The sequence below is a fragment of the Mesorhizobium amorphae CCNWGS0123 genome, assembly GCF_001686985.1.
Lineage (GTDB): Bacteria > Pseudomonadota > Alphaproteobacteria > Rhizobiales > Rhizobiaceae > Mesorhizobium > Mesorhizobium amorphae.
Genome location: NZ_CP015318.1, coordinates 1,738,254 through 1,751,407, shown reverse-complemented (window position 1 = coordinate 1,751,407; position 13,154 = coordinate 1,738,254). Strand labels below are relative to the sequence as shown.

Annotated in this window: 11 protein-coding genes; 8 read left to right on the top strand and 3 right to left on the bottom strand. The window is 63.3% G+C overall.

Going from position 1 to position 13,154, the window contains the following annotated elements; all coding sequences use genetic code 11:
* Window positions 1-99: 99 nt before the first annotated feature.
* Window positions 100-444, top strand: a complete 345-nt coding sequence (locus tag A6B35_RS08215) for a hypothetical protein (RefSeq protein WP_006201085.1) — start codon at window positions 100-102, stop codon at window positions 442-444.
* A gap of 18 nt (window positions 445-462) precedes the next feature.
* Here A6B35_RS08215 and ggt read toward each other — a convergent pair whose 3' ends face one another.
* The 3 genes from ggt to A6B35_RS08200 all read right to left on the bottom strand — a co-directional run bounded on the left by ggt (window position 463) and on the right by A6B35_RS08200 (window position 5,802).
* Window positions 463-2,202: a gamma-glutamyltransferase gene (ggt, locus tag A6B35_RS08210; RefSeq protein WP_006201086.1), complete on the bottom strand. Its 1,740-nt coding sequence runs from the start codon at window positions 2,200-2,202 to the stop codon at window positions 463-465.
* 115 nt (window positions 2,203-2,317) lie between these two features.
* Complete coding sequence (gene rhaI, locus A6B35_RS08205) at window positions 2,318-3,610, bottom strand: L-rhamnose catabolism isomerase (protein ID WP_006202203.1); 1,293 nt, start codon at window positions 3,608-3,610, stop codon at window positions 2,318-2,320.
* Between the two features lie 89 nt (window positions 3,611-3,699).
* Window positions 3,700-5,802, bottom strand: coding sequence for a bifunctional rhamnulose-1-phosphate aldolase/short-chain dehydrogenase (locus A6B35_RS08200; protein ID WP_006202202.1), 2,103 nt, complete (start codon window positions 5,800-5,802; stop codon window positions 3,700-3,702).
* 187 nt (window positions 5,803-5,989) lie between these two features.
* On the opposite strand from A6B35_RS08200, the gene A6B35_RS08195 reads away from it, so the two are divergent.
* From A6B35_RS08195 to A6B35_RS08165, 7 genes are all read left to right on the top strand, one after another.
* Window positions 5,990-6,799: a DeoR/GlpR family DNA-binding transcription regulator gene (locus A6B35_RS08195; protein ID WP_006202201.1), complete on the top strand. Its 810-nt coding sequence runs from the start codon at window positions 5,990-5,992 to the stop codon at window positions 6,797-6,799.
* Between the two features lie 56 nt (window positions 6,800-6,855).
* Complete coding sequence (rhaS, locus tag A6B35_RS08190) at window positions 6,856-7,851, top strand: rhamnose ABC transporter substrate-binding protein (RefSeq protein WP_006202200.1); 996 nt, start codon at window positions 6,856-6,858, stop codon at window positions 7,849-7,851.
* A gap of 86 nt (window positions 7,852-7,937) precedes the next feature.
* Window positions 7,938-9,497: a sugar ABC transporter ATP-binding protein gene (locus tag A6B35_RS08185; RefSeq protein WP_065518167.1), complete on the top strand. Its 1,560-nt coding sequence runs from the start codon at window positions 7,938-7,940 to the stop codon at window positions 9,495-9,497.
* On the top strand, window positions 9,494-10,471 hold the full coding sequence (locus A6B35_RS08180; protein ID WP_006204567.1) for an ABC transporter permease: 978 nt from the start codon (window positions 9,494-9,496) through the stop codon (window positions 10,469-10,471). The genes A6B35_RS08185 and A6B35_RS08180 overlap by 4 nt, the downstream gene beginning before the upstream one ends.
* Window positions 10,468-11,469, top strand: a complete 1,002-nt coding sequence (locus tag A6B35_RS08175) for an ABC transporter permease (RefSeq protein ID WP_006204566.1) — start codon at window positions 10,468-10,470, stop codon at window positions 11,467-11,469. The genes A6B35_RS08180 and A6B35_RS08175 overlap by 4 nt, the downstream gene beginning before the upstream one ends.
* Window positions 11,469-11,783, top strand: a complete 315-nt coding sequence (gene rhaM / locus A6B35_RS08170; protein ID WP_006204564.1) for an L-rhamnose mutarotase — start codon at window positions 11,469-11,471, stop codon at window positions 11,781-11,783. Before A6B35_RS08175 ends, rhaM begins: the two co-directional genes overlap by 1 nt.
* Window positions 11,780-13,147, top strand: coding sequence for an FGGY-family carbohydrate kinase (locus tag A6B35_RS08165; RefSeq protein ID WP_006204563.1), 1,368 nt, complete (start codon window positions 11,780-11,782; stop codon window positions 13,145-13,147). Before rhaM ends, A6B35_RS08165 begins: the two co-directional genes overlap by 4 nt.
* Window positions 13,148-13,154: the final 7 nt, after the last annotated feature.

Genomic DNA, 13,154 nt, shown 5'->3' with positions numbered 1-13,154 from the left:
GTTGGCACCAGAGGGCGGCGAACATATCGCCGCGGGTGGCGTTGCCGGTTGCGCTCGGCAAGCGTTGATGGTTTGTTGCCGCTCAGCGGAGAACGAGTGATGCGCGAATCCATCGGTCAAGACGAATACGGTTCGGCCAACCCCTTCGATCCGGACGACCTGCCGAATCTGAACACGATCGGACCGGCAATGGGCAGCGGCAACGATTTCGAGAAATATGCCGTGGCCGTCATCATCGTGTTCGGCGCCCTGATCATCGGTGGGCTGATGGCCGCTTCGATGACCTTCGGGCACCGCAACGGCTTCCTGTTCGCGCTTGGTGGCGCCACCTCGGCCTGGATATCGGGTAATGCGCTGCTGCTCGACCGGCCGCGACTTTATGCCCTGTTCGTCGGCATCGCGGCCCTGATGCTGATTGCGTCGACGATCACGCTGGTCACCTGACCTGAATCTCAGCGCACCCTAATATCCAAGCGCCTCGCCGGATGCGGCGCGGCTATCGATGGCGCCATTGTAGCGGGCGCCGCCGCCTTTCTCGATTTCCGCCAGGCTCTTGCCGCCGACCAGTATGCCGGCAGCCTGGCCCCAGGTCGTATCGCCGAGATCGAGATGATAGCCCATGCCGGCAAGCAGTTTCTCGGTGTCGGGCGACAGTCCGAACGGCTCGACATAGACCGTGTCGGGCAGCCACTGATGGTGGATGCGCGGCGCGTCGATGGCCTCCTGGATGTTCATGCCGTGGTCGACGACATTGACGATCGCTTCCAGAGTGATGGTGATGATGCGCGAGCCGCCGGGGCTGCCGATGACCATGAACGGCTTGCCGTCCTTGGCCACCACGGTCGGGCTCATCGAGGATAGCGGCGTCTTCCTCGGCTGGATGGCGTTGGCCTCGCCCTGGACGAGCCCATAGAGATTAGGCACGCCCGGCTTCTGGGTGAAATCATCCATCTCGTTGTTGAGCAGGATGCCGGTGCCGTCGGCGACGACGCCGGCGCCGAACGAGCCGTTGAGCGTATAGGTGACCGCCACCGCATTGCCGTCATTGTCGATGATCGAATAGTGCGTGGTTTCCTTGCTCTCGCCAAAACCCTTCGGCATCAGATCCTGCGAGATGCCGGCCCGGAACGGATCGATCTTGTCGCGGATGTCCTTGGCGTAGCCCTTGTCGAGCAGCTTCGAGACCGGATTGTCGACGAAATCCGGGTCGCCAAGCGCCGAATTCCTGTCGACATAGGCGTAGCGCATGGCCTCGACCATGGCATGGACCGTCTCGGCCGAACCGGCGCCGAGATAGGACAGCGGGTAGCCCTCCAGCACGTTGAGGATCTCGCAGATGATGACGCCGCCCGAACTCGGCGGCGGCGAGGAGATGATCTCGTAGCCGCGATAGTTGCAGGTCACCGGCTTCAGCTCGCGCACCGCGTATTGCTCGAAATCCGGCTTGGCCAGAATGCCGCCCTTGGCGCTGCTTGCCTTGACGATGGCGTCGGCGATGGCGCCCTTGTAGAAGGCGTCAGGTCCTTTTTCAGAAATAGCGGAGAGGGAGGCGGCGAGGTCCGGCTGCACCAGCCGCTCGCCAATGCCATAGGGCTTGCCGTCCGGTTTCAGGAAGATGGCGGCCGCAGCCGGATCCTTCGCCAGCCGGTCTGCGTAGCGGGCAAAAAAGCCGGCATCGCCCTGATCGAGGACGAACCCGTCCTTGGCGTAGGCAATCGCCGGCGCCACCAGGTCCTGCCGCGACAGCGTTCCGTATTTTTCGCGCGCCATCTCAAGGCCAGCGACAGAACCCGGGACGCCGACCGCAAGGTAGCCGTCGAGGCTGGCGCCCTTCACCGGCTTGCCGTCCTTGTCGAGATACATGGTCTTGGTCGCGGCCAGCGGCGCGCGTTCCCGGAAATCGAGGAAGGTCGACTTGCCGTCCTTGAAGCGGATGGTCATGAATCCGCCGCCACCAATATTGCCGGCATTGGGATAGACGACGGCGAGCGCATAGCCGACCGCGACCGCCGCATCGATGGCGTTGCCGCCCTTCTTCAGCACCTCGACGCCGACTTCGGACGCCAGATGCTGGGCGGTCACCACCATGCCGTGTTCGCCCTTCGCGGGCTGGGGTGAAGCGGCGAAGACGCTCGTCAGCGGCGCCAGGACGAGGGTGATGGAAAGACTGGCGGCGATCAGTGTCCGACGGGTGAGAGGCATGGGATTCTCCGGGGCGGGGGACGCCTAGAAGAGCCTCTCGGACGGACCGAGTCCATTCACAAAATGGCCATCTCACGAAGCAAACCGGTGAGGCAATATCGGCTGAGGGTTCGGCTCAGACGATGCCGCCGCTCCCGCCAGCGACCGCCGGGCGTTCCGCCGCAACCTTCGCCCGATAGCCAGCCGCCCGATAAGCAGCGACCGGATCGATAGCACCGCCGGTCTTCAGCCGCGCCATGGCCAGGATCGGCTCGACGTCGGTGCGGTAGGCCACTTTTAGCATCTGCGTCGCCATCAGCGCGTCATTGGTGTCCTGATAACCTTCGAGCGCCTTGCGGTCGACCAGCAGCGCCTGGGCATAGGCGCGTTGTACCTCGACCGCCGACAGCATCAGGCTTTCGATTGGGTCGGTGACGTTGTGGCTCTGGTCGAGCATGTGCGCCGGATGAAAACCTTCGGCGCCGGAAAGCTCGGCATCGACCAGTTCGTTGAAGACCAAGAACAACCGGTAGGGATCGATCGAACCAGCGTCGAGGTCGTCATCGCCATATTTGGAATCGTTGAAGTGGAAGCCGCCGAGTTTCTTGAACTGGATCAGCCGCGACACAATCATCTCGATGTTGACGTTGGGCGCATGATGGCCGAGGTCGACCAGGCAGAACGCCTTGTCGCCTAGCTCCTTGGCGATCATGTAGTTGGTGCCCCAGTCCTGCACGACCGTCGAGTAGAAGGCCGGCTCATACATCTTGTGCTCGGTGAACAGTTTCCAGTCGTCCGGCAGACCGGCATAGATGTCCTTCATGGCGTTGAGATAGCGCTCGAAGGCCCTGGCGAAATTGACCTGGCCGGGGAAGTTCGAGCCGTCGCCGATCCACACCGTCAGCGCCTTCGAGCCGAGCGTCCTGCCGATCTCGATGCATTCGAGATTGTGCTCGACCGCCTGGCGGCGCGTGCCGGCATCGGCGTGCGACAATGAGCCGAATTTGTAGGAGAGCTTCTGGTCCCTGGCATCGGAGAAGGTGTTGGAGTTCATGGCGTCGAAGCGGAGGCCGAAGCGCGAGGCCGCCTGCTTCAGCCGGTTCGGATCGGCCTTGTCCCACGGGATGTGCAGCGAGACGGTTGGGGTGGCCTGCGTCAGCTGGCGGATGACGGCGCAGTCCTCGATCTTGTCGAAGATGTCGCGCGGCTCGCCGGCGTCGGGAAAGCGGGCAAAGCGGGTGCCGCCGGTGCCGACGCCCCAGGACGGGATCGCCACCGCGAATTTTTCCACCTTGTCGCGGATGGCGTCGATGGCGATGCCGCGCCGGTCGAGGCGTTCGCCGAGCGAAGCGTAGTCGCGCTCAAGGTTGGCCTTACGCGCGGCGTTGCTCTTTTCGACGACTTCAGCCGAGATGATCGTTTCGGACAATGCTGTTCCTCCCAAGAATGCGTTCGGCCGGCGCTGCCCCTCATCCGCCCTTCGGGCACCTTCTCCCCGTGAACGGGGAGAAGGAAAGTTCAGCGCGTAAAGCTCTGGGCGTTGCCCGCGTCGACGTTGATGATGTTGCCGGTCGATTTGGCCGACATGTCGGAGGCGAAGAAGTAGATCGCTTCGGCGATGTCCTCTGGAAACACCGAGCGCTTCAGCATCGAGCGCGAGCGGTAGTGCTCTTCCAGATCGTCGGTCGACATCTTGTAGGCAGCGGCGCGCTGTTCCTTCCACTCGCCGGTCCAGATCTTGGAGCCGCGCAACACGGCGTCCGGATTGACGACATTGACCCTGATCTGCGCCTCGGCGCCCTCCAGCGCCAGGCAGCGCGCCAGATGGATCTCGGCCGCCTTGGCGGTGCAATAGGCGGCGGCGTTGGGCGAAGCGGCGAGACCGTTCTTGGAAGCGACGAAGATGACGTTGCCGCCGATCTTCTGGGCCCGGAACAGCCGGAAGGCTTCCCGCGAGACGAGGAAATAGCCTGTGGACAGGATGTCCATGTTCTTGTTCCACAGCGCCAGCGTCGTCTCCTCGATGGGAGCGGAGGAGGCAAGACCGGCATTGGAGACGAGAATGTCGATGCCGCCGAATTCGACCGCGGTCTCGGCGAAGCCCGAGATGACCTGATCCTCTGAGGTGACATTGATCAGCACCGGGCGCACGAAATCCTTGCCGTAGGCCTTGGCCAGTTCCTCATTGGCGCCGGTAAGTGCCGTCTCGTCGATATCGGCCAGCACGACACAGGCGCCTTCGCGCAGCAGGCGGTTGGCGGTGGCGCGGCCAATGCCGCCAGCGCCGCCGGTGACCAATGCGATCTGGCCGGCCAGCGCCTTCGGCTTCGGCATGCGCTGCAGCTTCAGGTCCTCGAGCAGCCAGTATTCGATATCGAAAGCTTCCTGTGCGGGCAGGCCGACATAGGACGAGACGGTCGAGGCGCCACGCATGACGTTGATGGCGTTGACGTAGAACTCGCCCGAAATGCGGGCGGTCGCCTTGTCGCCGGCGAAGGTGAACATGCCGACGCCGGGCATCAGATAGACGACCGCATTGGGATCGCGGATGGCGGGCGAGTCCGCATGCTTGCAGCTGTCGTAATAGGCCTGGTAGCCAACACGATAGGCAGCAATGTCGTCGGCGAGGCGCGCGATGACGGCATCGACATCGGGTTTTGCCGGATCGAACTCGATGACCAGCGGCCGGATCTTGGTGCGCAGGAAATGATCGGGGCAGGATGTGCCGAGGGCTGCCAGCGGCCGCAGATCCCTGGAATTGACGAATTCGAGCACGGCGGCGGAATCGTCGAAATGGCCGAGCTTGTGGCTCTTCTCCGAAATCAGGCCGCGAATCCGCGGCATCAGTTTTGCGGCCACAGTGCGGCGCGCCTGCGCATCGAGCGATTTGACGACTTCACCGCCGAAGATCGCCACGCCTTCCGACCGGCGTTCGAACCACTCCATCGCCTGGTTGATCACCGCGATCGTCGTCTCGTAGCATTCCTTCGGCGTGTCGCCCCAGGTGAACAGGCCATGGCTCTCGAGAATGACGCCCTTGGCGGCCGGATGTTCAAGGCAGAACTTCTCCAGCCACAGACCCAGTTCGAAACCCGGCCGCTTCCACGGCAGCCAGCCGATGGCGTCGCCGAAGATCTCTTTGGTCAGCGCCTTGGAATCCTTGGCCGCGGCAATGGCGATGATGGCGTCGGGATGCATATGGTCGACAAAGGGCCTCGGCACGAAAGCATGCAGCGGCGTGTCGATCGAGGCGGCGCGCGGATTGAGGTTGAAGGTGCAGTGCGGCAAGAAGCCGACCATCTCGTCCTCATGCGCGAGGCCGCGATAGAGGCCCTTCAGCGCGCGCAATTTGTCCATGTAGAGGGTGGCGAAGCCGTCGAGCTTGATGGAGGCGCTGTCACCGCCCGAGCCCTTTACCCACAAGACTTCGACGCTTTCGCCGGTCAGCGGGTCCTTCTGCCAGATCTTTGACGAGGTGTTGCCGCCGCCATAATTGGTGACGCGCTTGTCGGAACCGAGCGTGTTCGAGCGATAGACGAGGCGTTCCGGCTCGCTCATCGACGCCGCCTTGGCGTCATCCCACAGATTGGCAAGGCGCGAGCCGGAGCGCTTGTCGAGCATTTGAATATCCTCCCGTGAGACGCACGAACAGTGCGGTCGATCTTGGCCAAATGTCTATGGAAGTGGCGAGATTGTCAATCACAAACGATCAACATCGATCATATTGCACTGCACAATGAAAATATATGATTGGAAATGATTGACACTGCGCGTTTTGGGTGCCTAGATGCTCAGGCAGGGAGGAACCATGCACGAGAAAGAGCGCCACAGGATCATTCTGTCCGCCGTCCAGGAAAAGCCTGTGGTGACGGTGCAGGAGATGGTCGACCTGACGGACTCGTCCGAGGCGACGATCCGGCGCGATATCGCGGCACTCCACGTCCAGAAGCGCCTGCGCCGGGTGCGCGGTGGCGCCGAGGCGATCTCGCCGCCGCAGTTCATCGGCCTTGCCGGCCGGCCCTTTTCCGTCAACGAGACGCTCAATGCTCAGCAGAAGCGGGCGATTGCCCGCGAAGCGGTAGAGCTCTGCAAGGACGGTGAGCCGATCATCATCAATGGCGGCACCACCACCTTCCAGATGGTGCATTTCCTGACCGGCCGCCGCATGCCGATCTTCACCAATTCCTTTCCGATCGCCGAACACCTGCTCAAGCATTCCAAGAACACGGTGATGCTGTCGGGCGGCACGATTTACCGCGAGCAGAACATCATCCTGTCGCCCTTCGACAATGACGTGACGCGCAATTTCTACGCGCGCCGCATGTTCATGGGCGCGCAGGGGCTGGGGCCGCTCGGCCTGATGGAAGGCGACCCGCTGCTGATCCAGGCCGAGCAGAAGCTGATCGACCAGGCCGACGAGCTGGTGGTGCTGGTCGACTCCTCGAAGTTCCGCATGCGCTCCAGCCTGATCCTGTGCGGCCTGTCGCGCATCGCCACGGTGATCACCGACGACGGCATCGAGGACCGCGAAGCCAAGATGCTGGAGACCGCCGGGGTGACGCTGATCGTCGCCCGCAAACCGGCAAGCAACAAGGAAGAATCTTCACTGCAGGCCTGAGACACACCTCACGCCCGCAGCGGCGATGGAATGCAACGCTCAAGGGAGGATATTCGATGAGCTTTTTGAAGAAACTGCTGGTTACGGCGGCCTTTTCCGCCGCCATGTTCGTGAATGCCGCCTATGCCGAAAACGTCAAGATCGCGCTTGTGGTGAAGTCGCTCGGCAACGGCTTCTTCGACGCCGCCAACAAGGGCGCCGAAGAGGCGGCCAAGGAACTCGGCGATGTCGAGGTCATCTACACCGGCCCGACCAAGGCAACCGCCGAGGCGCAGATCGAAGTGGTCAATTCGCTGATCGCCCAGAAGGTCAACGCCATCGCGATTTCGGCCAACGATGCCGACGCGCTGGTTCCGGCGCTGAAGAAGGCGATGGAACGCGGCATCACCGTGATCTCGTGGGATTCGGGCGTCGCGCCCGAAGGCCGCCAGCTTCACCTCAACCCGTCCGACACCGGCCTGATCGGCGAGACCATCATCAAACTCGCCGCCGACTATCTGCCGGAAGGCGGCGACGTCGCGATTCTTTCGGCATCCTCGACCGCGACCAACCAGAACGCCTGGATCGAAGCGGCCAAGAAAATCCTGCCGGAGAAGTTTCCCAAGATCAACCTCGTCGCCACGGTCTATGGCGATGACGACTCGGCCAAGAGCACCGACGAAGCCAAGGGCCTGCTGAAGTCCTACCCGAACCTCAAGGCGATCATCGCCCCGACCACGGTCGGCGTCGTTGCCGCCGCGCAGGTGGTGACCGACGAAGGCCTGATCGGCAAGGTCAATGTCACCGGCCTGGCGCTGCCGTCCGAGTTCAAGAAATTCATCGACAATGGTTCCAGCCAGGCGGTGGCGCTGTGGAACCCGATCGACCTCGGCTACTCGGCCATCTACCTCGCCCATGATCTGGCGGTGAAGAAGGAAGAGGCCAAGCCCGGCGCGACGCTGTCGATCGGCCGCGTCGGCAAGGTGACGCTCGACGACACCAATTCGGCTGCGATGGCTCCGCCCTTCCAGTTCGACAAGACCAACATCGAGAAGTTCTCCAAGATCTATTGATATCCTGGCACCCTCCAAGCTGACGCGGCGGGGCTCACGCCCCGCCGCATCTTCAAACGGATCTTGCTACAGGGCCTGATACGGATATGGACACGACAGCCCAACACAAATTGGAGACGGAACGGCCCGAGCCCTCAGGCCCGTCCGAGCCCTCTGCCCCGCGCCTGACGCTTTCAGGCATCTCCAAGAGTTTCCCCGGTGTACGCGCGCTGCACGATGTCAGCCTGTCGCTCTACCCGGGACAGGTAACGGCGCTGATCGGCGAGAATGGCGCCGGCAAGTCGACGCTGGTCAAGATCATGACCGGCATCTACCAGCCCGACGCCGGCACGATCAGCATCGACGGCGAGGCCGTTGCCTTGCACAGCGCTCATGCCGCCTTCGGCCACGGCATCACCGCCATCCATCAGGAAACCGTGCTGTTCGACGACCTTTCGGTTGCCGAGAACATCTTCCTCGGCCACGCGCCGCGCACCCGCTTCGGCACCATCGACTGGCGCACCATGCGCAGCAACGCGCGCGAAGTGCTGGGCACGATGGGCGCGGGCCATATCGACGCCGACGCGCGCCTCAAGGATCTCGGCATCGCCAACAAGCATCTGGTCGCGGTCGCCCGCGCCATGTCGATCGACGCACGCATCGTCATCATGGACGAGCCGACCGCGGCGCTTTCGATGAAGGAGATCGAGGAGCTGTTCCTGCTCATCGAATTCCTCAAGAGCGAGGGCAAGGCGATCCTGTTCATCAGCCACAAGTTCGACGAGATCTACCGCATCGCCGATCGATACACCGTGTTCCGCGATGGCGAGATGATCGGCGAAGGCCTGCTCAAAGACGCCGATCAGGGCCAGATCGTGCGCATGATGGTCGGCCGCAACGTCGACCACATATTTCCGCAGCGCCAAGCCAACATTGGCGCGCCGGTGCTGTCGGTCGCCGGCCTGTCGCATCCGACCGAGTTCGACGACATCGGCTTCGAACTGCACAAGGGCGAGATATTAGGCTTCTACGGCCTTGTCGGCGCCGGGCGCAGCGAGGTGATGCAGGCGATATCGGGCATCACCCGCACCAGCAGCGGCACGATCACGCTCGAGGGAAAGACAATCGCGCCGAAATCGGCGGCTGACTCGATCGACGCCGGTATCGTCTATGTGCCGGAAGAGCGCGGCAAGCAGGGCGTGGTGATTGGCCTGCCGATCTTCCAGAACGTCTCCCTGCCCTCGCTCAAGCGCACGTCCAAATCCGGCATGCTTCGGCTGGCGGACGAGTTCGCGCTGGCCCGCTCCTATACCGAGCGGCTGGACTTGCGTGCCTCCTCGCTCAGCCAGGATGTCGGCACGCTGTCCGGCGGCAACCAGCAGAAGATCGTCATCGCCAAATGGCTGGCGACCGCGCCCAAGGTGATCATCCTCGACGAGCCAACCAAGGGCATCGACATCGGTTCCAAGGCCGCTGTGCACGGCTTCATGGCCGAGCTGGTGGCGCAGGGCCTGTCGGTGATCATGGTGTCGTCCGAGCTGCCCGAGATCCTCGGCATGTCCGACCGCGTCGTCGTCATGCGCGAAGGCCGTATCGCGGCGGTGCATGACAACAAGGAGCTCGACGCCGAGACGCTGGTGAGGACAGCAGCGGGGATCGCGACATGAAGAATTTTCTGAAGTATCGCGAGATCTGGCTGCTGGCGGCCATCGCCATGCTGATCGGGCTGATCTCGACGCGCTTCCCGGGCTTTGCCAACCCGGGCAATCTGCGCCAGGTGTTCAACGACACTTCTATCCTGATGATCCTGGCGCTGGGGCAGATGGTGGTCATCCTGACCCGCTCGATCGACCTGTCGATGGCTGCCAATCTCTGCTTCACCGGGATGGTGGTGGCGATGCTCAACGCAGCGCATCCGGCGATCCCGATTCCGCTGCTGATAGTCATCGCCCTCCTAGTCGGACTGGTGCTCGGCGCCATCAACGGCTTGCTGGTGTGGCGGCTGAACATCCCTTCGATCGTGGTGACGCTGGGCACGCTCACCATCTATCGCGGCGCGACCTTCGTCATATCCGGCGGCGCCTGGGTCAATGCCGACCAGATGAGCGCCGATTTCATTAATTTTCAACGCGCGGCCTTTCTCGGCATTCCAGTGCTGTCATGGATCGCGCTTCTGGTGATCGCGCTGTTCTTCCTGGTGATGACGCGCACCGCGCTCGGCCGCTCGATCTATGCCATCGGCGTCAATCCGACCGCGTCGGTCTATGCCGGCATCGATGTCGGCCGGACAAAATTCATCGTCTTCTGCATCTCCGGTATGATCGGTGGGCTTGCCGGCTATCTGTGGATCTCGCGTTACGTCATCGCCTCGGTCGAGGTCGCCAACGGCTATGAGCTCAACATCATCGCGGCCTGCGTCATCGGCGGCATCTCGATCGCCGGCGGCATCGGCTCGGTCGGCGGCGCGGTGCTCGGCGCGCTGTTCCTCGGCATCATCTCCAACGCGCTGCCGGTCATCAACATCTCGCCCTTCTGGCAGATGGCGATCTCGGGCAGCGCCATCATCTTGGCCGTCGTGCTCAATGCGCGTGGCGAACGCCGACAGGGCCGCATCATCCTCAGAAAGGCGGAAGCGGCATGACCGACCCCCCTGCCCCGCGCCATATACCGGACCGGCTGGACAAGCCGCTCTCTTCGGCGATCTTCTCCTGGGAAGCGCTGCTGGTTGTCGTCGCGGTCGCGATCTTTGTCGTCAACAGCTTTGCCTCGCCCTATTTCCTCGACCCGTGGTCGCTGTCGGACCTGACCTTCAACTTCACCGAAAAGGCGCTGATCGCGCTCGCCATGGCGCTGCTGATCATTTCCGGCGAAATCGACCTGTCGGTGGCCGCCATCATCGCGCTGGCGTCAACGATGATGGGCATGGCGGTGCAGGCCGGCGCCGGCACGCCGGCGCTTGTCCTGATCGGCATCGCGGTCGGGCTCGGCTGCGGCGCCTTCAACGGGCTCTTGGTGACCCGGCTCGGCTTGCCCTCCATCGTCGTCACCATCGGCACGATGAGCCTGTTTCGCGGCGTCGCCTTCATCGTGCTGGGCGACCAGGCCTACAAAGGCTATCCGGCGAGCTTCGCCTTCTTCGGCCAAGGCTATGTCTGGTGGGTCGTGTCGTTCGAGCTGGCGCTGTTCCTCATTGCGGCCGTCATCTACTGGTTCGTGCTGCACCGGACGAGCTTCGGCCGGCGCGTCTTTGCCATCGGCAACAATCCGGTGGCGGCACAGTTCTCCGGCGTGCGCGTCGATCGCATCAAATTCATCCTGTTCTGCCTAACCGGGCTGATGTCGGGCATCGCCGCGGTGCTGATCACCTCGCGTCTCGGCTCGACGCGGCCTTCGATCGCGCAAGGCTACGAGCTCGAGGCCATCACCATGGTGGTGCTGGGTGGCGTCAGCATCCTCGGCGGCGCAGGCAGCATTTTGGGCGTCGTGCTTGCCGCCTTCATCATGGGGCTGGTGACCTTCGGCCTCGGCCTGCTCAACGTGCCGGGCATCGTCATGTCGATCTTCATCGGGCTGTTGCTGATCATCGTGATTGCGCTGCCGATCGTCTGGCGGCGGCTGCGCGGGGGGCGCTTCGCCTGATGGAGAAATACGCCTTCAAGATGAAGCTCAATCCCGGCATGAAGGCCGAGTACAAGCGCCGCCATGACGAGATCTGGCCGTCGCTAGTGGCGCTGCTGAAACAGGCCGGGGTGTCCGACTATTCGATCCATCTCGACGAGGAGACCAACATCCTGTTCGGCGTGCTGTGGCGACAGGATGACCACGGCATGGCCGACCTGCCGAAGCATCCTGTGATGCAGCGCTGGTGGGCGCACATGGCCGATGTCATGGAAACGAAGGCTGACAACGAACCGGTGGCGGTGCCACTGGAAACCATGTTCCATATGGCATGATCCGCCACATCGCCGTCATCGATATCGGCAAGACCAACGCCAAGGTGGCGCTGGTCGATCTCACGACCGTGCGCGAGGTCGCGCTGCACCGTATCGCCAACGCGGCCTCCACAGATGGCCCCTACCCGCATCACGATGTCGAGGCTCTCTGGGCCTTCATCCTCGACAGCCTCGCCGCGATCCATCGCGAGCAGCGCGTCGACGCCATCTCGATCACCACCCATGGTGCGACGGCGGTTCTGGTCGACGCCGAAGGCGGCCTGGCGCTGCCGGTGCTCGACTATGAATTTGTCGGACCAGACGCGTTTGCCGGCGACTACGATGCAATCCGTCCGCCCTTTGCCGAGACGGGCACGCCGCGGCTGCCGGGTGGCCTCAACATCGGGGCGCAATTGTTCTGGCAGCAGAAGCGCTTTGCGGCCGAATTCGCCCGGGCCACCGCCGTCCTCATGTACCCGCAATACTGGGCCTTTCGGCTGACCGGAGTTGCCGCCAACGAGGTGACCTCGCTCGGCTGCCACACCGATCTGTGGGACCCGTGGCAGGCCGATTTCTCGTCGCTGGTCGACCGGATGGGCTGGCGCCGGCTGATGGCGCCGGTGCGCCCGGCGAAGGACCGGCTGGGGCCGATCCTGCCTGCCCTTGCGCAACAAACCGGGCTCGACCCGCAGACGCCGGTGTTTTGCGGGCTGCACGATTCCAATGCCTCGCTGCTGCCGCATCTCATCGCCGATCGGCCGCCCTTCTCGGTCGTCTCGACGGGCACCTGGGTGGTGTCGATGGCAGTCGGCGGCAACAAGGTGGCGCTCGATGCGGCGCGTGACACGCTGGTCAATGTCAACGCGCTCGGCAATCCCGTGCCTTCGGCGCGCTTCATGGGCGGACGTGAGTTTTCACTGCTGACTGAGGGGTATGCGCAGGACTGGAGCGAGGCCGACGTTGCCGCCGTGCTGGCTCGCAAGACATTGCTGCTGCCCTCGACCCAGCAAGGCTCGGGGCCCTATCCGCATCACGCCGCGCAATGGCTTGCTGCCGAGGACGTCACCGACGGCCAGCACTTCGTTGCTATCTCGTTCTATCTGGCGCTGATGACGGCGACTTGTCTGGGCCTGATCGGCCGCGATGGTCCGGCGATCGTCGAGGGCCCCTTCGCCCGCAACCGGCTGTTCACCCGCATGCTCGCGGCCGCGACGGCGCGGCCAGTCATCGCCTCAGAAGCCGCGACCGGCACCAGCATCGGCGCCGCCCTTTTGGCGACCGATCGCGGCGCGGTTGGAAGCAAGGGCGAAACAACGAAACCGCCTGATGATCTCGCATGGGCCGACTATGCGCGCGCATGGCGAGCAGCGGTCGACGCGAGCTGATATTTCT

Coding starts and splice junctions, on each gene's coding strand:
- A6B35_RS08175 (WP_006204566.1), top strand. CDS start 10,468: ATGACCGACCCCCCTGCCCCGCGCCATATACCGGACCGGCTGGACAAG.
- ggt (WP_006201086.1), bottom strand. CDS start 2,202: ATGCCTCTCACCCGTCGGACACTGATCGCCGCCAGTCTTTCCATCACC.
- A6B35_RS08200 (WP_006202202.1), bottom strand. CDS start 5,802: ATGCTCGACAAGCGCTCCGGCTCGCGCCTTGCCAATCTGTGGGATGAC.
- rhaM (WP_006204564.1), top strand. CDS start 11,469: ATGGAGAAATACGCCTTCAAGATGAAGCTCAATCCCGGCATGAAGGCC.
- A6B35_RS08165 (WP_006204563.1), top strand. CDS start 11,780: ATGATCCGCCACATCGCCGTCATCGATATCGGCAAGACCAACGCCAAG.
- A6B35_RS08180 (WP_006204567.1), top strand. CDS start 9,494: ATGAAGAATTTTCTGAAGTATCGCGAGATCTGGCTGCTGGCGGCCATC.
- A6B35_RS08195 (WP_006202201.1), top strand. CDS start 5,990: ATGCACGAGAAAGAGCGCCACAGGATCATTCTGTCCGCCGTCCAGGAA.
- rhaS (WP_006202200.1), top strand. CDS start 6,856: ATGAGCTTTTTGAAGAAACTGCTGGTTACGGCGGCCTTTTCCGCCGCC.
- A6B35_RS08185 (WP_065518167.1), top strand. CDS start 7,938: ATGGACACGACAGCCCAACACAAATTGGAGACGGAACGGCCCGAGCCC.
- A6B35_RS08215 (WP_006201085.1), top strand. CDS start 100: ATGCGCGAATCCATCGGTCAAGACGAATACGGTTCGGCCAACCCCTTC.